Source organism: Pseudoclavibacter sp. CFCC 11306 (assembly GCF_008831235.1).
In the GTDB taxonomy this organism is placed as follows: domain Bacteria; phylum Actinomycetota; class Actinomycetes; order Actinomycetales; family Microbacteriaceae; genus Pseudoclavibacter_A.
The window spans coordinates 1,392,030-1,411,604 of the sequence record NZ_WBKF01000001.1 but is presented as its reverse complement, the minus strand read 5'-3'; the positions used below and the strand labels follow the sequence as shown (position 1 = coordinate 1,411,604).

Here is a 19,575-nt window from a genome sequence, read left to right as displayed (position 1 = left end):
AAATCGAACTCTAGAAATCCCAGCGGTGAGATCGTTGATCGTTTGCCTGAGCTGTAGATGTGCTTGAGCTAACGTCCTTGGACTCTTCTCGACAGTTCAGCTGATGTGGCTATGAGATCGGGTAGGAAATCTTCTCGTGCTCTATCAAGGGCAACTTCATTCGAGGATGGTTTGAATGTCACGGCAATGCTAGCTACTGGCCAGCCCAAAGCATTGACAATTGGTACAGCAATCGAGGCCAAACTACTCGTAACTTCTGACATCTCGAACGCGAAGCCTCTTGCTTGATCTGTGCGCAAAGTTTCCAGGAGTTGCTTGAGGGTTCTCGGCGACCTGTTCGGGTGTCTCACAGGTAGGTGCTGAGGGGTCGGAAACATGGCATTCACCTGCTCACGAGAAAGGCAGCTAAGCATCGCCCGTCCGCTTGCGGTTACGCTGCTTGGCAGGGTTACTCCTACGTCGGTCACCAAGGAGGGCCTGTTCCAAGCTCGTGCTTCGACGAGATAGACGACATCACTTCCACGAAGCACGGTGAGGTGAGAGCTCTCACGAAGCTTATCTGTCAAACGATCTAGAAGGGGCTGACCCAGCAGAGTAAGGGGTTGTTGGGCAGAATACGCTGAACCTAGCATAAATGCGGCTGTGCCTAAACCGTAGAGATGTTTCTCCGGAAAATGCACAACGAAGCCATGGTGGCTGAGCGTCGATAAGAGTTCATAAGTGGAGGAGCGAGGAAGGTTGAGGCTCCGTATGAGCATGTTCGCTGTTACAGGTGATCGTCGTTCTGAGAGATATTTCAGTATATTCAAGGCATTATTCACGGCAATTTTCTGCAGTCCGGCTTTTGTAGACTTTGGGTTAGTAATGCTGAACCTCCTTAATATAAGCAATATGTTTCATGTCTGTAAATGTAGACGCCAATTGCAATTCCGTAAGTATATCCCCCACACCAACGACAGATACTGAGCACATGACACAGAACTTGATAGATCAGCGGACCATCATCGTTTCACCGTCCGGCGTCTCTGCACGGGAGCTTGTGGAAGTCGCACGAGACGACGCAAAGGTCGTTCTCAGTGCTGACGCAATCGCGGCGCTGACTCACGGCGCGAGAGTGATCGCTGCTCTGGCTGATGATGCTGAACCGCATTATGGAGTGTCGACGGGGTTCGGCGCACTTGCCGCGGTCTCGATCCCCAAGCAGAAACGACAAGCTCTGCAACTGAGTCTGGTACGCTCTCATGCGGCATCAACTGGCCCCTTGGTTGAGCGAGAAGTTGTGCGGGCTTTGATGCTGCTTCGTCTCGCCACATTGGCGTCCGGACGCACCGGAGTTCGAGCTGAAGTCGCTGCCGTGTATGCAGATCTGCTGAATGCGGGGATCACACCCGCAGTTCGCGAGTACGGCAGTCTGGGGTGTTCGGGTGATTTAGCGCCTCTGGCCCACTGCGCGCTCGCTGTAATCGGCGAAGGCGATGTCTTCACCCGTGACGGCAGACATCTGCCTGCAGCGCAGGCTCTGGCTGAGTGCGGCATCACTCCAGTGCAGCTTCGTGAGAAAGAGGGCTTAGCTCTCATCAACGGTACAGACGGAATGCTGGGAATGCTGGTGCTGGCGGGCGAAGATCTACACCATCTCTTGAGCCTGGCAGATGTCGCAACGTCGTTGAGTCTCGAGGCGTTGCGTGGCAATGACCGGGTGTTTGCTGCTGACTTGCAGCGAGTGCGTCCGCATCGAGGCCAGAGCGATTCCGCCGCGAACATCTTCCACGCGCTTCAGGGATCGGAGATTATTGCAGCGGCTCGTGCCGCGGGCAAAGTACGTGTGCAGGATGCCTATTCGCTGCGCTGCGCACCTCAGGTGAATGGTGCAGCGCGCGACACACTTGAACATGCTTGCGCCGTGGCTGACGTGGAACTCAACAGCGTTGTCGACAACCCCGTGCTCACAGACGATGATCGTCTCGAGTCGAACGGCAACTTTCACGGGGCCCCATTGGCCTATGTCTTGGATTTTCTTGCGATCGTGGTTGCTGACGTTGCGAGCATGGCGGAGCGTCGCACAGATAGGATTCTCGATCCTGCTCGCAATGGAGGGCTTAACGCCTTCCTCGCGGCAGACCCCGGGACAGACTCCGGGCTGATGATCGCGCAGTACACACAGGCTGCGATCGTCAGTGAGCTGAAGCGGCTGGCGTCACCGGCATCAGTCGACTCTATACCGACATCTGCGATGCAAGAGGACCACGTCTCGATGGGGTGGTCAGCTGCCCGTAAACTCCGGCGGTCCATCGACGGTCTTGAGCGTGTGCTGGCTGTTGAGATTCTCACGGCCTGCCGGGGGATTCGTCTGCGTGAGGAAAAGCCAGGGCGGGTGGCAGCACAGATTGTGTCCTTGATCTCTCCGGAGGCTGTTATCGGAGCAGATGAGTTCTTGTCTCCTGAAATCGAGCGTGTGGTGGCGCTCGTAAAATCTGGTCAACTCTTGTCCTCGGCTCAGGAAGCATACCGAGAAACCGGCTCTGAACTGCGCTGACCTGCTTCTGCTGCCGGCTAAGCGGATGTGCTGTGGTGAAAATCTCCCAGCCGACCAATATCAGACAAGGAATCACATGCACATCTCACTGCAAGATCTCTTCGAACAGATCGACGGGATCGGCAACGGAGGAGAACTCGGATACACACGCCTCGCCTGGACCGAAGAGGACGCTCAGCTCCGCGCTTGGTTCCGCGAACAGGCCGAATTACGAGGTCTCTTGTACGAGGTCGATCGAGCTGGCAACCAATGGGCGTGGTGGGGTGGTCGACCTACGCCCGAGGACCCTGCGATCACCACAGGGTCGCACCTCGATTCCGTCCCTGGCGGTGGGCAGTTCGACGGGCCCCTCGGCGTCCTGTCTGCGCTGGCGGCGATCGACCTGCTGAGAGACCAAGGCTTCGAGCCGCGGCACCCGATAGGTATTGTCAATACGAGTGACGAAGAAGGGGCTCGCTTCGGCATCGCCTGTTTCGGCACCCGCGTTCTGACAGGAGTGATCGATCCAGACCAAGCCCTCGCTCGTGCTGATGCCGACGGCATCACGCTCGCTGAGGCACTGGACGAACACGAGATCGATACCGATGACTACGGTGCTGACCCGATGCTTCTGAAGAGCATCGCTTGTCACCTCGAGCTGCACGTCGAGCAGGGCTACGCGCTGGGAGAGATCGGCTCTCCTATTGCGGTGGCCAGCCACATTTGGCCGCACGGCCGGTGGGAAGTGCGTCTGCAGGGTGAGTCGAACCACGCAGGAACCACACCGATGGGACGCCGCTGTGACCCCATGAACCAGCTTGCAGATCTCATCGTGGCCGTGCGCGAGAGCGCTGTGCGGCACGATGCCGTCGCCACTATCGGACGACTGACAGTGATCCCCAACGGGGTCAACGTGATTGCAGCTGCGGTGATAGCTTCACTCGACGTTCGTGCGTCTCATGAAGACGCGGTGGGCGCAGTGCTGGCAGACCTTGCGCGGTTCGCTCCACGCCGTGAGTCCTGGACAGCCTCCACCTACTTCGACACTTCCGTGAGCGGCATCGTGTCTCAGGCCGTGAGCGAAGAGATCGGCTCAGTGCCGCCGGTGCTCGGCACGGGCGCTGGGCACGATGCCGGTGTGTTGCAGAACGCCGGAGTTCCTACAGCGATGCTTTTCGTGCGCAACACGACCGGAGCGTCGCACACACCTGCAGAGCATGCAGACCCCGAAGACTGCGAGACCGGTGTGGTCGCGCTCGCTGCAGCGCTGCAGACAATGGATGCAGGAGATGAGTGAGATGAAGAGCGTCACCTCCACGTTCTGGTGTGAACATGCCTGGCTCAACGATGGCATCGCTGATTCCGTGCGAATTGTCGTGACAGACGGCCGTTTTGAGTCGATCACCGCCGGTGCGCCTCGACAGCCCGATGACCATGTTCTGGAGGGGCTTACGCTCGCTGGTGCGGCGAACGGTCACTCTCATGCGTTCCATCGTGCACTGCGCGGTGCCGGGGCGCCCGGGGGCACGTTCTGGGAATGGCGAAAGACCATGTACCGTATCGCGCAGGCGCTCACCCCTGATTCGTATTATCGTCTCGCGCGCGGTGTCTACGGAGAGATGGTGGCTGCCGGTTACACCAGTGTCGCAGAGTTTCACTACGTGCATCACCAAGCTGACGGCACACCCTACGACGATCCAAATGAGATGGGGCATGCTCTGCGTCACGCCGCAGCAGATGCGGGCATCCGTCTGACTCTGTTGGACACCTGTTATCTCTCGGCGGGCTTCGGCGAACCTCTCGCACCGGAGCAGCTGCGGTTCTCAGACGGCGACGCTGACTCATGGGCTGATCGGGTGACGCAGCTGGCGCCGACACCGGACTTTCGTGTCGGCGCGGCGATCCACTCCGTCCGAGCCGTTGACGAAGCCTCGATGCGGCGGGTCGCCGAATGGGCGCAGGAACACCAGGCTCCACTTCATGTACATCTCTCCGAGCAGACGGCCGAGAACGATCAGTGCCTGGACCATACCGGCCTCACCCCGACGGCTCTGCTCGATCGGGCCGGCGTCTGGAACGCCCGCGCAACCGGCGTGCACGCAGTCTTTGTCACAATGCAGGACATACACACACTCGGTGAGCGCGGTGCATCGGTGTGCGTCTGCCCTTCGACCGAATGCGATCTCGCCGATGGCATCGCACCGGCGAGCAGCCTCGCCGCAGCCGGCGTGCGTCTCGGCGTGGGCTCCGACCAGAACGTGCTGGCAGACCCGTTCACCGAGGCGCGTGAAGTCGAGATGCACGAGCGTCTGCGGCTCGGAACCCGAGAGAACTTCACGCCTGCCGCGCAGATTGCCATGCTTACCGCAGACGGTCAGCGGCTCTGCGGGTGGCCTGAAGCCGGACGACTCGAGGTCGGTTCTCTGGCGGATTTCGTCACCTTGGACACCCGGAACTCGGTGACGGCCGGAAGCCGCCTTGACCGAGTTGTGCAGATGTCCACAGCTGCGCAGGTCGTCGAGGTGTATGTGGGAGGTCGGCAGGTCGCCCACGACGGTCACTGCAACGGCGTTGACCAGGTGCAGGAACTCGCAGAGACCTGCGCGCAGCTGAGAGGGGAACGATGAGCCACTCAACGACGATCACCGGCATCTCGGAACTGGTGACCAATGACGGAGCAGACTGGGAACTCGGCATCAGACAAGATGCCGCAGTTGTCGTCGAAGACGGCAGGATCGCTTGGATCGGACCGAGACAAGCGGCCCCATCGACAGACGATCAACGTGATCTGGGCGGACGCACACTCATCCCCGGATTCGTCGACTCACACAGCCACATTGTGTTTGCCGGCGATCGTAGTGAAGAGTTCGCGCATCGCATGCAGGGGGAGCCGTATACAGGTGGCGGCATCGGACAGACCGTGCGCGCCACTCGCGCGGCTTCGGACGACGACCTTCGCGCTTCAACGCGCCGTCTCCTGCGTGAGAGTCGCAAACAGGGAACGACAACCGTCGAGATCAAGAGCGGTTACGGACTGACCACCGCTGAAGAGCGGCGTCTCCTGCGGATCGCTGGAGAGCACACTGATGAGGTCACTTTTCTGGGTGGACACGTCGTTCCCGCGGAGTACGAGCATGATCCAGACGGCTACGTGTCGCTGATCGTGAACGAGATGACCCCGGCCTGCGCTCCTCTGGCGCGGTGGGCGGACGTCTTCTGCGAGCCGCACTCGGCACACGCGTTCACGGGCGAACAATCCCGAGCCATTCTTCAGGCGGGGCTGCAGAACGGACTGCAGCTGCGTGTGCACGGGGCGCAGTTGGGGCCAGGGCCAGGGCCGCAGCTCGCGGTCGAACTTGGTGCGGCATCTCTCGACCATGCGACGTTCCTGACTGATGCCGACATCTCGGCGCTCGCATCGGTTCGCGCCCAAGGAGGACCTGTCGTGACCTACCTGCCGATCGTCGAGTTCTCGACCAAACAGCCGTTTCCCGATGCGAGACGCACCATCGACGCGGGCATCCCAGTGGCGATCGCCACTGACTGCAATCCCGGCACGTGCTTCTCGAACTCGATGCCTTTAGCGATCGCTTTCGCGGTACGAGACATGCGCATGAGCCCCGACGAAGCCCTTTGGTCGTCGACGGCAGGCGGTGCAAAGGCACTGCGCCGCAGCGACATCGGTCGGATCCGTGTGGGAGCGCGTGCCGATCTGGCAGTCATCGATGCCCCCAACCACTTGCACATCGCCTATCGCGCGGGAGTCCCTTTGGTCTCCGCGCTCGAGCTGTACCCCAAGGCGAACCGCTCATGACGAAGCTATACGACCGACAGGAGATCACCATGACAAACACCAGCAGAACGGTTTTCACCGCACCGCTCATCGACGAGCTGCCCCCTTACCCGGAGTTCGAACCCGGTATTCGACGAGCTCCGTCACGAGGGTTCCACCTGACCCCAGCACAGACCGAGACCGCGTTGAAGAACGCCCTCCGTTACATCGACCCGGCCCTGCACGAACAGGTCATCCCGGAGTTCCTGCAAGAGCTGACGTCGCTTGGGCGTATCTACGGATATCGTTTCCGGCCCCAGGGCCGAATCCACGGACGCCCAGTCGACGAGTATCCCGGCGCAACGCTCGAAGGTCGAGCCTTTCAAGTGATGATCGACAACAACCTCGACTTCGAGGTGGCCCTCTACCCGTACGAACTCGTCACCTACGGCGAGACTGGCTCCGTCTGTCAGAACTGGATGCAGTACCGTCTCATCACGCGCTATCTGCAGCAGCTCACGCAGGAGCAGACCCTGGTGGTTGAGTCTGGGCACCCGTTGGGGCTCTTTCCCTCCCGCCCTGAGGCTCCTCGCGTGATCATCACCAATGCACTCATGGTGGGTATGTTCGACAACATGTCGGACTGGGAGATCGCCGAAGAGATGGGTGTTGCGAACTACGGCCAGATGACAGCTGGCGGCTGGATGTACATCGGCCCGCAGGGAATCGTGCATGGCACATACAACACGCTGTTGAACGCCGGACGCCTGCAGCTGGGCATCCCGAATGACGGCGATCTCGCCGGCAGACTCTTCGTCTCGAGCGGTCTGGGCGGCATGAGTGGTGCACAGCCGAAGGCAATGAAGCTGGCCGGCGGGGTCGGAGTGATCGCCGAGGTTGATCCCTCACGTGTGCAGACCCGCTTCGATCAGGGGTGGGTCGACGAGCGGTACAGCGATCTCGACAAGGTCTTCGCTTCGGCGAAGCGGCATCAAGCCGCTGGAGAGGCGGCGTCGATTGCCTATGAGGGCAACATTGTCGATCTGCTGCAGTACGTCGTCGACAACGACATCCATATCGACCTGCTGAGCGATCAGACGTCATGCCATGCTGCGCATGAAGGCGGCTACTGCCCGCAGAGCCTCTCGTTCGCAGAGCGCACCGCGCTGCTGGCCGAAGACCAAAAGAGATTCGCTCAGCTCGTCGATGAGAGTCTGCGACGGCAGTACGAACTCATCGAGAGACTCGTCTCTACAGGCACATACTTCTTCGACTACGGCAATGCCTTTCTCAAAGCAGTGTTTGACGCCGGAGTGCGAAGACTGTCGAAGAACGGCGTCGACGACAAGGATGGCTTCATCCTGCCCTCATACGTCGAAGACATCATGGGCCCTCACCTTTTCGATTACGGGTACGGGCCGTTCCGTTGGGTGTGCCTCAGCGGCAAGCGTCAAGACCTGCACGCGACCGACGTCGCAGCCATGGAGTCGATCGATCCGGATCGTCGCTATCAGGATCGCGACAACTACAACTGGATCCGTGACGCTGAAGAAGCCGACCTGGTCGTCGGCACGCAGGCTCGCATCCTCTATCAGGATGCTGAGGGTCGCATCCGTATCGCGCTCCGGTTCAACGAGATGGTACGCAACGGCGAGACCGGGCCGATCATGCTGGGACGGGATCATCATGACGTCTCGGGCACAGATTCTCCGTTCCGCGAGACAGCGAACATCAAGGACGGATCGAATGTGATGGCGGACATGGCTGTGCAGTCATTCGCCGGAGATGCAGCGCGCGGCATGAGCCTAGTGGCGCTACACAACGGCGGCGGCGTCGGAATCGGCAAGTCGATCAACGGCGGGTTCGGGCTTCTGCTCGACGGGTCGCCCAGAGTCGACGGAGTCATTCGTTCGGCGCTGCTATGGGACGTCATGGGCGGTGTCGCTCGCCGAGCATGGGCGCGCAACGATCACTCGATCGAGGTCGTCTCTGAGTTCAACGACACGTATTCGGAGCTCGGGCACATCACTGAGCCGGCAGTGGCCGATGACGACCTCGTCTCACGTGCCGTCGCAGGTCATTTTCGTGGCTGAGAGAATTGAGGTCATCCGCTTCCGGGACCTTTCGGAAGTGCGTTGGCGAAACGGTACCGGCCGCACCGTGACATTGGTGCAATCCCCTCTTGACGCACCGATCGACGAAGTCGACTGGCGTCTGAGTATTGCGACGATTGACAGCGAGGCGACGTTCTCTGACTTCATCGGATACGATCGGTGGCTGATGTCCATCGGGCCGGCCGGTCTGACCCTGAGAATTGACGGTGAGCAGTGCGAGCTGGCACCATTCGAGTCGGTGCGGTTTCGTGGCGACGACCCTGTGACGTCGAGGCCCCATGGGTCTGGTGAGCGAGATCTCAACCTGATGGTCCGCTCCGGTTCTGTGCACGCAGACCTGCGCCTCAGCACGCTGCGTCCTGAGGAGCATCTGCTGTTGCAAGGCGGCGATGCACAGGTCGAGATCGGCATACTGGTCTCGGGGACGGCTTCAGCCGCGTCGCCTAAAGGCTCGGAACGGGTGCGTGAAGTCATCGAGCTAAACGATGCCATAGTCGCCCGGAACGACGATGTCGGTCTCGATGCCGGTCACACCGGCGCCGTTGTAGTGGTCGCACAGCTGAGGCAGGCGCACGTCGACAGATGAGAGTCGTCGAGACGGAGACTCAGAAGAGACCGTAGGGATGCACAGCCTCGCTGTCTGCCGGAATCTCGGCGATCGCATCCCACAGCTCGACGATCTTGCCGTCGGCCACGCGCCACAGTTCGAGAAAGGCGTGTCTGACGCCGTCGATGCTGCCCTCTGACTGGGTCAGCACGAAGTCGTTCTGTGCGACGCGTCTGTGCGTGCGGTCGTAGACGAGGGGAGTGCCTTCGCTTTTGAGCTGGTGCAGAAACTTTACGACGGCCTCGGTGCCGTCGGCGATGTCGGGGCTGTGCTGGCGAAAGCCCTCGCCGTTGCTGAACGTCGCCCACTCGTCATACTGCTGTTCGACCAGCACGGTCTGGAAGAAATCAGCGACCTGGCGGCGGCTGGTCTCGGTGTCGACGCTTCGGTCGGTGTGCACCGGCCCGTCGAGCTGTGTTCTGCCGCTCGCATTCGGGGGCGCTTCGGGAACGAGGCCGTCCCAGTGCTCGACGATTGCCCCGTCGGCCACCCGATAGATGTCGAATCCGATCAGCGGCTCGTCGTCCAGTCCGGTGTAGCGGCCGTGCAGTGCGACGAGGTCGCCGTCGACGAACTGTCGGACGAGCCGATATCTGAGCGTCGGTGCCTCATCGACCAGCTGCTTCAGCCCTGTTCGGCCGTCGGCGACGAGTGGGGAGTGCTCGATGAAGTCTGGAGCGAAGGCGTCGGTGTCGAGCACGCTGGTGTCTCGGTCGCCGAACAGCCGCTGGTGGGCGGTGACGACGAGCTCGAGGGTCTCTGCTGCAGTCATGTCGGGCCTTTCTGAGAAGAATCCGCGGCACAGCGAGCTGCTGGTGCTCAGGCATCGCCTGCTGTGTGGAAGGCCCTGCACGAATCGTCGATGAGGCGACCGAGATGTGGGCCGGGTGGCACGTCAGCGGGCTGCCCGGATGCGGCCAGCCTAAGCGATGCTCCCTCGACCGCGGCGGTACGTATACGATCGCCGGCGATTCCTCCCATTCCGTCCACTCCGATGACGCGGCGGATAGGCTGGCCGCCAACCGACCCCAACGACAAGGAGACCTCACTATGTCAACGTCGACATATGCTGTGACCAATCCCGCCACGGGCGAGACGCTGGCCGAGTACCCGGCCATCCAAGACGCTGCGCTCGCCGAGGCGATCAGCCGAGCCACTGAGGCACACGCACGCTGGAGCACGACTTCGATCGCCGAGCGCGTCCAGGCCATCCATCGCGTCGCCGCGCTGCATCGGGAACGCCGAGATCGGCTGGCTGAGATCGCCACCCGCGAGATGGGCAAGCCACTCGAGCAGTCGCTGGGCGAAGTCGACTTCTCGGCCGACATCTACGACTACTATGCCGACCATGCTGAGGCGTTCCTGGCGGATGACCCGATCGAGCCGGCCAATCCCGGCACCGCGTTCGTGCGCAAGGCCTCGCTGGGGCCGCTGCTCGGCATCATGCCGTGGAACTTTCCCTACTATCAGGTGGCCCGCTTCGCCGGCCCGAACCTGATCATCGGCAATACGATTCTGCTGAAGCCCGCTCTGCAGTGCCCGGAGTCGGCGCAGCAGATCGAAGACATCATGGCTGAAGCCGGAGTCATCGACGGGGCGTACGTCTCGGTGCTCGCCACCCATGAGCAGATCGAATCGGTCGTCGCCGACCCACGTGTGCGCGGGGTCTCGCTGACCGGCTCTGCCCGTGCCGGTGCGGCGGTGGCTGCGCTCGCGGGGCAGCACGTGAAGAAAGTCGTGTTGGAGCTGGGAGGCTCCGACCCGTTCATTCTGCTCAGCACCGACGATCTCGATGCCACGGTCGAAGCTGCCGTCGCCGCCAGACTCGACAACAACGGGCAGTCGTGCAACGGGGCGAAGCGCTTTCTGATCGTCGACGACCTCTACGACGAGTTCCTGCGGCGTTTCGTCGCGGCGCTCAGCGACGTGCATGCGCAGAACCCCGAAGTGGCGCCGGACATCGCGCTCGGGCCGCTCAGCTCGCTGTCGGCTGCCGAGCTGCTCAGCGACCAGGTGCAGCGAGCACTCGACCAGGGGGCCACTGCGGTGCTCGGCGGCCCCGAACACCGCGGCGCCTACTTCGATCCCACGGTGCTCACCGGGGTGACGCCTCAGAACGACGCCTATCGCGAGGAGTTCTTCGGCCCGGTGGCGCAGGTCTATCGCGTCAGCGACGAAGACGAGGCGGTGCAGATCGCCAACGACACGGAGTACGGCCTCGGCTCCTACCTGTTCACGACGGATCGCGCCCAGGCGCTGCGCGTGGCAGATCGCATCGACGCCGGCATGGTCTACATCAACGAAGTGGGCGCCGACTCTGCTGAGCTGTCGTTCGGCGGAGTCAAAGGCTCAGGCAACGGACGCGAACTCGGTGCGCTGGGCATTCAGGAGTTCGTCAACAAGAAACTGATCCGCTCTGGAGACACCGATCTGCTGAGCTGAACACAGTCAGCCGGAAAATATCCGGCAGATATTGCAAACACCGGAATTCTTCCGTAATCTGAATGTGGTTGTCTACTCATTCGCAGGTTCAGGAGGACGCAGATGGTTCCGGGAGATCTCTCGCTCGTCGCACAGAGCACGCCGCGCTCGGGAATTCGTGACGTCTTCGACGACTGCGAGCTGATTCCCGACGTCATCACCTTCGCCGTCGGCGAGCCGGCGGAGTCGGTGCCCGAACGCGCGGCCAAGGCCGCATGCGAGGCGATCAGCCGAGGCGACACCCACTACACCAACGTGCTCGGCGTGCCCGAGTTTCGTGCCGCCGCAGTCGCATACACCAAACGGGCCAAAGGCCTCGAGTACGACGCAGAGACCGAGGCCCAGGCGGTGCCTGGAGCGACCTTCGGCCTGTATCTCGCTCTGCGGGCGCTGCTCAACCCCGGTGACGAAGTCATCATTCCCTCACCGCACTTCACCTCGTACGATGCGCAGGTGCTGCTCTGTGAGGGGCGGCCGGTGACGGTGCCGCTCCGGCCTGAGAACGGCATGAGGCTCAACGCCGAAGACATCGAGCGCGCGGTCACCTCACGAAGCAAGGTCGTGATCGTGAACTCGCCCGGAAACCCCACCGGTGCGGTGACCTCGGCGGCCGAGCTGGAGCGTATCGCCCAGGTCTGTCAGCGACATGGTCTGTGGGTGATCTCAGACGAGGTGTACCATGCCTTCGTCTACGGCGACGCCCCGGTCGCTCCGTCAATCGCGTCGTGCCCGGGCATGCGCGATCAGACCGTCATCGTCGACAGTCTGTCGAAGACGTATGCGATGACCGGGTGGCGCATCGGCTACCTGCTGGGGCCGAGCGCTCTGGTCGAAGAGACGGCGAAGATCGCCGAGCTGATCCATTCGTCGAACAACACCCCTGCGCAGTTCGCCGGCGTCGCGGCGCTCAACGGCCTCGACGCCGACATCGCACGCATGCGCAACGCATATGCCGTGCGCCGTGACGCGGTGCTCTCTGCTCTGCAGGATGCGCCGAACCTGCGCGCAGTCGCGCCCGACGGCGCTTTCTACGTCTTCGTCGACGTGCGCGACAGCGGTCTGGACTCTGCCGAGTTCAGCAGCCGTCTGCTGCAGCAGGAGCACGTGGCCGTCGTACCGGGTGAGGCGTTCGGGCCGCTCGGGCAGGGGTTCGTGCGCATCTCCTACGCGGGCGATCTCGATGAGATCGTCGAGGGCATGGGACGGCTGGTCCGGTTCGCCAATCAGCTTGACTGAGCGGTGCGAGCCGTAGACTCGGAGTCATGGACAGCATCGACCAAGCCATCGTCACCGCACTGCTGACCGAGGGGCGGTCGACCCTCGCGCGCCTCGCCGAGGTCTCCGGGCTCTCCACTTCGGCAGTGCAGTCGCGGGTGCAGCGTCTCGAACGAGACGGCACGATTCGTGGGTATCGAGCGGTCATCGATCACGAGGCTGTGGGTCGGCCGCTGACCGCATTCATCGAGATCACGCCGTTCGACCCGGCCGCCCCTGACGACGCCCCCGAACGTCTGCGGGGCGTCGCGGGCATCGAGGCCTGCTATTCGATTGCGGGGGATGCCAGCTATCTGCTGCTGGTTCGGGTTGCGGCTCCGAGTGTGCTCGAAGAGCTGCTGCAGCAGATTCGCAGTGTGGCGAACGTCAGCACGCGCACCATGGTGGTGCTGCGCACGTACTTCGAGGGTGAGCCCGAACCCATCGGCGAGCCGCAGCGCGACTGAGGTCGTCTCTGCCATGCCAGTGAGATCCGAGCGCGATCAGCGCTCGCCGATATGAATCACCGGCACCGCGCTGGTGTCGAGCAGCGGCCCTGAGCGCACCGTGAGATCAGGCAGCTTGGACGTTCCGAACGCCGGCAGCAGCACCGCCAGGACGGCGAGCCCCGCACCGAAGAGCATCGCAGACTGCGCCCCGACGTGGTCGACCAACACGCCTGAACCGGCGCTGCCCATGGCAATGCCGGCGAGCAGCCCGCTCGACATCCATCCGAAGGCCTCTGTGGCATCCCCGCTGCGCAAGCTCGACGAGACCACGTTGTACATCACCGCAAGCGAGGGGGCGGTCCCGAGCCCTGCCACGAAGAGTGCGGCCCCGACCCACCACGGGTTCGGCGACAGCGCCGCCGCCAGCGTTCCGATCGCCAGGGCGCTCTGCCGGGTGGCCATCGACCAGGGCCGCATGGCCACCCGCGCCATCACGATGCCGCCGACGATCGAGCCGATCGCGAACACCGCGATGATGATGCCCACCGTGAACTGCTGCCCGTCGAACATGGCGACCGCCGCAGCCTCGACGGCGCCGTAGCTGGCGTTCTGCAGCGCACACGAGACGATGGCGATCAGCACCGGCCATTTGAGCAGCACACCGCCGAGTCTCTTGCCGCTGACGGGAAAGGTCGCGAGTCGAATCGCCGGAGCCGTCAGCAGCAGCACACCGCCGACGAAGCCAAGCGCGGCGACCAGTGCCAGTGCGATGCTGGTGCCGGCCAGCGGTGCCACCGCCGTGACCAGCACCGGGCCCACCACCCAGATCAGCTCCTGCGTGATGGAGTCGAGCGAATAGACCTGCGCACTGAGCCGAGGCGGCACCAGCACCGGATAGAGGCTGCGCGTGATCGGCAGAATCGGCGGCGTACAGAAGCCGAGCACGATCGCCAACAGCATGAACGCCCACAGCCGATGCGGGCCGAAGGCGATGGTCGTCATGGCCGCTGCGTTCAGCAGCAGCGTGGCCCCGAGCAGACGCCTGGCGCCCAACACGATCATCCAGCGCCCCATCAAGGGGCCGGACACCGCAGCGCCGATCGAGAAGGCGGCGACGGTGAGTCCGGCGTCTGTATACCGCCCGAGGACGTGCTCGACGTGCATGAGCAGCGCGATGCTCAGCATGCCCTGCGGCATGCGGGCGATCAGCTGCGAGCCCATCAGGCGCACCAGGCCGTCGACGCGCACGACCTCGCTGAGAGAAGCCATCAAAACCTCGCAGACACGACAGCGTGAACCACAGATCACTCAGTTGAAAGGGAAGATCAGGTCGAGGAGCCGCGGCTCGGATCGGCATGACGCTGTTGATTGTCGCACAGAACAGAGGGCTTCGGTGCGTGTGGGGCGGGCGAATAGTGCGCAGACGGCATACACTGAAAGAATGGATGACCCGCGACAACAGCCGTCCGTCGAGACGGCTCCAGTGAAGATTCGACCCGAGATCGCCAGTGCAGCTGCCTATCGACAGGGACGCCCCGCTCCGACCGGCGGGTTCAAACTCAGCTCGAACGAAGTGCCCTTTGCCCCGCTGCCCTCAGTCGTGGCGGCCATCGAAGGAGCTGCCGAGAGCATCAACCGCTACCCCGACTCTTCGGCCGCCGACCTGGTGCGCCGTCTGGCGGCGCTGAATCACGTGAACGACGATCAGATCGCGGTGGGCCCGGGATCGATCTCGGTGCTGCGCCAGCTGATCACCGCGGTGGCCGTGCCCGGCGACGAGATCGTCTACGCCTGGCGTTCGTTCGAGGGCTACCCCTCGGTGGTGACCCTCAATGGTGCCACCTCGGTGCAGGTGCCGCTCACTGACGACGGCCGGCACGATCTCGATGCGATGCTCGATGCGATCACCGATCGCACTCGCGCGGTGCTGCTGTGCAGCCCGAACAACCCGACCGGCACCACGCTGACTCATGACGAAGTCGAGCGCTTCGTGGCGTCCGCCCCACGCGACGTGCTGATTGTGATCGACGAGGCCTATACCGAGTTCGTCCGTGATGAGGATGCCGTCAACGGGCTCGCGATCATCGCGGACCACCGCAACGTGGTCACGCTGCGAACCCTGTCCAAGGCGTACGGGCTGGCCGGACTGCGCGTCGGCTATGCCGTCGGCGATCCCATCGTGATCGCCGCAGTGCGTGCGTCGGGGCTCCCGTTCGAACTCACGACCGCCACGATCGAGGCTGCGAAGGCCGCGCTCGACGCGCGTGAAGAGCTGGACGAAAGACTCGAGATTCTGGTCAGCCGGCGCAACCAGATCGAGGCCGGTCTCGTCGACCAGGGCTGGCAGGTGCACGAGTCACAGGGAAACTTCGTGTGGCTGCCGACCGGTGACCAGACCGAGTCCGCCGCCGAGATCCTCGAAGGGCACGGCATCATCGCGCGAGTCTTTCCCGAGGGCATTCGTGTGACGGTCGGAGAACGCCAGTCTATAGAACCCCTCCTAAGCGCCACCGCTGAAATTGTGCGTGGTCTGGAGAATTAACACAGAAGTGCGCGCCTAGATTGGGGAGCATGACTTCGACTTCGTCCGCTTCGACGCTTCGCCCGGCTGAGGCCGAGCACACCGCGACGTCAGATGCGCCATTCGACTCAGCGACCGGAGTGCAGCTGCTCGACCCCTCAGGGGCACGACAGCGGAACGACCGCAATGAGCCCTACCAAGCCCTTGTCGACGGTCTGTCGCTCGACGAGCTGCAGCAGTTCTACCGGGACATGGCGATCATGCGTCGCCTCGATGCCGAGGGAACCGCGTTGCAGCGTCAGGGGCAGCTCGCGCTGTGGGTGCCGTCAGTGGGGCAGGAGGCCGCGCAGGTCGGCGCCGGTCGCGCGACTCGTCCCCAAGACTGGGTGATGCCGTCATACCGCGAACACGTGATCGGCATGATCCGCGGCGTCGACTTCGTCGACATGCTCGACATGCTGCGCGGCAACACCCACGGTGGTTGGGACTGGCAGCGCACGCATTTTCATCTCTACACGCTTGTCATCGGCACGCAGTCACTGCACGGCACGGGCTATGCGCAGGGTGTGGCGCTCGACGGGCTGGTCGGCACCGGCGACATCGACCGCGACACGGCGGTGCTCACCTGCTTCGGCGACGGCGCGACCAGCGAGGGCGACGTCTCAGAAGCGATGATCTTCGCTGAGAGCCTGCACGTGCCCGAGGTGTTTCTCTGCCAGAACAACCAGTGGGCCATCTCGGTGCCGGTGGGCATCCAGGCCGCACGGCCTCTCGCCGACCGCGCGGCGGGCTTCGGGCTCAACGCTGTGCGCATCGACGGCAACGACGTGCTCGCAAGCTATGCCGTCGCTCGCAGCTTGCTCGACGACGCCCGCTCGGGCGAGGGGCCCGGGTTCATCGAGGCGGTGACCTTCCGTCGCGGGCCGCACACGACATCCGACGACCCCACGAAGTATCGCACCCGTGAGCTCGAGGCGTGCTGGGCCGACCGCGACCCCATCACTCGCTACGAGACCTGGCTGCGCACCGATCGCGATGTGCCGCAGGCGTTCTTCGACGAGGTCGAGCAGCAGGCGGGCGATGAGGCCGCGCGCGTGCGCGAGGCCGTGCTGCACCTGCCCGACCCCGAACCTGCGAGCATGTTCGCCCATGTCTACAGCGAACCGCACCCGGTGATGCAGGCGCAGGCTGCCTGGCTGGCCGACTACGAGGCGGGCTTCGCAGACGAGGAGGAGCAGGCATGAGCGCCCAGACCGAGACGCAGAAGCGCGTGCGTGAGCTGCCGATGGCCAAGGCGATCAACGCCGGGCTGCGTGAGGCGCTCGCGAATGACGACCGCGTGCTGCTCTATGGCGAGGATGTCGCCGCACTCGGCGGCGTGTTCACCGTCACCAGCGGGCTGCAGCAGGAGTTCGGCGTGCGTCGCGTCTACGACTCGCCGCTCTCTGAGGCGGGCATTGTGGGCACGGCGATCGGTCTTGCCATGCGTGGCTATCGTCCTGTGGTCGAGATCCAGTTCGACGGCTTCATCTTTCCTGCGTTCGATCAGATCACCAGCCAGCTGGCCAAACAGACGAACCGTCACGAAGGCACTCTGTCGATGCCCGTGGTGATCCGCGTGCCGTACGGCGGCGGGGTCGGTGCTATCGAGCACCACCAAGAGAGCCCTGAGGCCTATTTCGCGCACACTCCCGGTCTGCGCGTGGTCGCTCCGTCCAATGCGAACGACGCCTACTGGATGATTCAGCAGGCGATCGCGAGCGACGACCCGGTGCTCTTCTTCGAGCCGAAGCGTCGCTACTGGCAGAAGGGGCCGGTCTCGCTGGATGCCGCTCCCGGCGAACTGCATGGCTCGCGCATCGTGCGTCCGGGCGATCAGGTGACGGTGATCGGGTACGGTGCGATGCTGCCCGTGCTGCTCGATGCCGCAGAGATCGCCGCGAAAGAGGGCGTCAGCCTCGAAGTGGTCGATGTGCGCTCGATCTCTCCGATCGACTACGGGCCTCTGGTGGAGTCTATCGAGCGCACCGGGCGCGCCGTCGTCGTGGCCGAGGCCCAGGGGTCAGTGTCGGTCGCGAGCGAGATCGCCGCCCAGCTTGGGGAACGGGCGTTCTACTCGCTCGAGGCGCCTGTCGCCCGCGTCACCGGTTTCGACGTGCCGTTCCCGCCCGCGAAGCTCGAACATTTTCAGGTTCCCGACGCCGATCGTGTGCTCGACGCCGTCGATCGTGTGCTGGAGTACTGATCGACGTGCAGTGTGAGACGACACCGGCGGCCGGCAGCAGACAAGAAGTGAGGAACGACGCATGAGTGAGACCTTCGCGCTCCCCGACGTGGGAGAGGGCCTCACCGAGGCCGAGATCGTCAACTGGCTGGTCAAGCCCGGCGACTCTGTCGTGGTGAACCAGGCGGTTGTCGAGATCGAGACGGCGAAGTCGGTCGTCGAGCTGCCGGTGCCGTTCGCCGGCACCATCGAGCAGCTGCACGCCGACGTCGGCGACATCGTCGAGGTCGGCGAGCCCCTGGTCACCGTCGGCGTCACGGCAGAGGCAGCGCCGTCGACATCGGCGCCGCGGTCAGCCGAACCGGTGCCTGCCGAGCCGGAGCCTGCCACCGCCGACACATCCTCATCGCCCCGCGCCGAGCAGCGGCCTTCGGCCGCGACAGCGAAGGCCAGTCGACCCGCCGATGCAGACGAGGGCGGAGCCAACCTGGTCGGCTACGGCGCGAGCAAACGGCCGAAGTCGCGACGCGCGCGACGCCACGCGGCCCACAGCACCTCGCAGCACACGCAGACGGATGCACATACCGGGGGCTCACCCAACAACGGAGCCGCCGCCTCCCGCGCGTCGACTGCCGGGGCGCACGCACAGCATCCGCGAACGGGCAGTCCGAGCCTGCCCGCGATCGCCCGTCCGCCGATCCGAAAGCTCGCCAAAGACTTGGGCGTGACGCTCTCAGAGGTCACCGGGACCGGGCACGGCGGAGAGGTCACCAGACAGGATGTCGTCGCGAACGCGAAGCAGATGAGCGTGTTCCGCAACATTGAGACGCCTGAGTGGCCGGCAGGCCGTGAACAGGTGGTGCCGACCAGTGGCCGTGACGAAGTGGTCAAAGTGCACGGGGTGCGCCGATCGATCGCCAAGGCGATGGTGTCGTCGGCGTTCACCGCGCCGCACGTGACCGTGTTCGTCGACGTCGATGCGACTCGCACCATGGAGTACGTTCGTCGGCTGAAGAACTCGTCTGCGTTCGCCGGCGTCAAGGTCTCGCCGCTGCTGATCATGGCCAAGGCCGTGATCTGGGCTGCCCAGCGCAACCCCGAAGTGAACTCGAGCTTCGACGACGAACGCATCACGATTCACCACTATGTGAACCTGGGCATCGCTGCGGCGACCCCCCGCGGGCTGCTGGTGCCGAACATCAAAGAGGCTCAGTCGCTGAGCCTGCGTGAGCTGGCCCAGGCGCTCGGCGATCTGACCGCGACCGCTCGTGCCGGGCGCACACCGCCGGAGGCGATGCAGCACGGTACCATCACCATCACCAATATCGGCGTCTTCGGCGTCGACGCAGGCACCCCGATTCTGAACCCGGGAGAGGTCGCGATCACGGCGATGGGTGCGATCAGGCAGAAGCCGTGGGTCGTCGACGGAGAGGTGCGGCCGCGCTTCGTGACCACGGTGTCGGCCTCGTTCGACCATCGCTGCGTCGACGGGGATGTCGCCAGCCGATTCACCGCCGACGTCGCCTCAGTGCTCGAAGAGCCGGCGCTGCTGCTCGACGTCTGAGTGGTGCGCACCATCGCGAACTGCTCGCCGCGAGCGCGTGGCTCGCAGAAATGAATGAACCCCCGATCCAATGG

General features: G+C 63.6%; 16 protein-coding genes. 13 read left to right on the top strand and 3 right to left on the bottom strand.

The window, feature by feature from the left end; all coding sequences use genetic code 11:
* Positions 1–68: 68 nt before the first annotated feature.
* Positions 69–821, bottom strand: coding sequence for an IclR family transcriptional regulator (locus F8O09_RS10660; protein WP_225732892.1), 753 nt, complete (start codon positions 819–821; stop codon positions 69–71).
* A 149-nt stretch (positions 822–970) separates the two neighbouring features.
* On the opposite strand from F8O09_RS10660, the gene hutH reads away from it, so the two are divergent.
* The 6 genes from hutH (at position 971) to F8O09_RS06245 (ending at position 8,987) form a co-directional block, all read left to right on the top strand.
* Positions 971–2,536 (top strand): histidine ammonia-lyase, encoded by a 1,566-nt coding sequence (gene hutH / locus F8O09_RS06270; protein WP_158054304.1) that lies wholly within the window; start codon positions 971–973, stop codon positions 2,534–2,536.
* A gap of 76 nt (positions 2,537–2,612) precedes the next feature.
* Entirely contained in the window at positions 2,613–3,812 is a 1,200-nt protein-coding gene (locus tag F8O09_RS06265) for an allantoate amidohydrolase (RefSeq protein ID WP_158054303.1), read from the top strand.
* Positions 3,805–5,142 carry a formimidoylglutamate deiminase gene (locus F8O09_RS06260; protein WP_192497584.1) on the top strand — a complete coding sequence of 446 codons (1,338 nt, stop codon included), beginning with the start codon at positions 3,805–3,807 and terminating at the stop codon, positions 5,140–5,142. The genes F8O09_RS06265 and F8O09_RS06260 overlap by 8 nt, the downstream gene beginning before the upstream one ends.
* Positions 5,139–6,329 carry an imidazolonepropionase gene (hutI, locus tag F8O09_RS06255; protein WP_158054301.1) on the top strand — a complete coding sequence of 397 codons (1,191 nt, stop codon included), beginning with the start codon at positions 5,139–5,141 and terminating at the stop codon, positions 6,327–6,329. The genes F8O09_RS06260 and hutI overlap by 4 nt, the downstream gene beginning before the upstream one ends.
* Positions 6,330–6,358: 29 nt before the next feature.
* Positions 6,359–8,380 carry a urocanate hydratase gene (locus F8O09_RS06250; RefSeq protein WP_225732891.1) on the top strand — a complete coding sequence of 674 codons (2,022 nt, stop codon included), beginning with the start codon at positions 6,359–6,361 and terminating at the stop codon, positions 8,378–8,380.
* On the top strand, positions 8,373–8,987 hold the full coding sequence (locus F8O09_RS06245) for a HutD family protein (RefSeq protein ID WP_192497583.1): 615 nt from the start codon (positions 8,373–8,375) through the stop codon (positions 8,985–8,987). Before F8O09_RS06250 ends, F8O09_RS06245 begins: the two co-directional genes overlap by 8 nt.
* Positions 8,988–9,006: 19 nt before the next feature.
* On the opposite strand, the gene F8O09_RS06240 is transcribed toward F8O09_RS06245, so the two are convergent.
* Positions 9,007–9,780, bottom strand: a complete 774-nt coding sequence (locus tag F8O09_RS06240) for a nuclear transport factor 2 family protein (protein ID WP_158054298.1) — start codon at positions 9,778–9,780, stop codon at positions 9,007–9,009.
* Between the two features lie 278 nt (positions 9,781–10,058).
* On the opposite strand from F8O09_RS06240, the gene F8O09_RS06235 reads away from it, so the two are divergent.
* The 3 genes from F8O09_RS06235 (at position 10,059) to F8O09_RS06225 (ending at position 13,210) form a co-directional block, all read left to right on the top strand.
* On the top strand, positions 10,059–11,450 hold the full coding sequence (locus tag F8O09_RS06235; protein ID WP_158054297.1) for an NAD-dependent succinate-semialdehyde dehydrogenase: 1,392 nt from the start codon (positions 10,059–10,061) through the stop codon (positions 11,448–11,450).
* A gap of 102 nt (positions 11,451–11,552) precedes the next feature.
* On the top strand, positions 11,553–12,725 hold the full coding sequence (locus tag F8O09_RS06230; protein WP_158054296.1) for a pyridoxal phosphate-dependent aminotransferase: 1,173 nt from the start codon (positions 11,553–11,555) through the stop codon (positions 12,723–12,725).
* 26 nt (positions 12,726–12,751) lie between these two features.
* Positions 12,752–13,210 (top strand): Lrp/AsnC family transcriptional regulator, encoded by a 459-nt coding sequence (locus F8O09_RS06225; RefSeq protein ID WP_158038616.1) that lies wholly within the window; start codon positions 12,752–12,754, stop codon positions 13,208–13,210.
* A gap of 36 nt (positions 13,211–13,246) precedes the next feature.
* Here the strand turns inward: F8O09_RS06225 and F8O09_RS06220 are convergent, their stop codons facing one another.
* Positions 13,247–14,461 (bottom strand): MFS transporter, encoded by a 1,215-nt coding sequence (locus F8O09_RS06220; RefSeq protein ID WP_158054295.1) that lies wholly within the window; start codon positions 14,459–14,461, stop codon positions 13,247–13,249.
* Between the two features lie 172 nt (positions 14,462–14,633).
* Here F8O09_RS06220 and F8O09_RS06215 point away from each other — a divergent pair, with 172 nt between their 5' ends.
* The 4 genes from F8O09_RS06215 to F8O09_RS06200 all read left to right on the top strand — a co-directional run bounded on the left by F8O09_RS06215 (position 14,634) and on the right by F8O09_RS06200 (position 19,501).
* Positions 14,634–15,734, top strand: coding sequence for a histidinol-phosphate transaminase (locus F8O09_RS06215; RefSeq protein ID WP_158030603.1), 1,101 nt, complete (start codon positions 14,634–14,636; stop codon positions 15,732–15,734).
* Positions 15,735–15,763: 29 nt separating this feature from the next.
* Positions 15,764–16,957, top strand: a complete 1,194-nt coding sequence (locus tag F8O09_RS06210; protein WP_158054294.1) for a thiamine pyrophosphate-dependent enzyme — start codon at positions 15,764–15,766, stop codon at positions 16,955–16,957.
* Positions 16,954–17,958 carry an alpha-ketoacid dehydrogenase subunit beta gene (locus F8O09_RS06205; RefSeq protein WP_158030605.1) on the top strand — a complete coding sequence of 335 codons (1,005 nt, stop codon included), beginning with the start codon at positions 16,954–16,956 and terminating at the stop codon, positions 17,956–17,958. Before F8O09_RS06210 ends, F8O09_RS06205 begins: the two co-directional genes overlap by 4 nt.
* A 61-nt stretch (positions 17,959–18,019) precedes the next feature.
* Positions 18,020–19,501, top strand: coding sequence for a dihydrolipoamide acetyltransferase family protein (locus tag F8O09_RS06200; protein WP_158054293.1), 1,482 nt, complete (start codon positions 18,020–18,022; stop codon positions 19,499–19,501).
* The last annotated feature ends 74 nt before the right edge of the window (positions 19,502–19,575 follow it).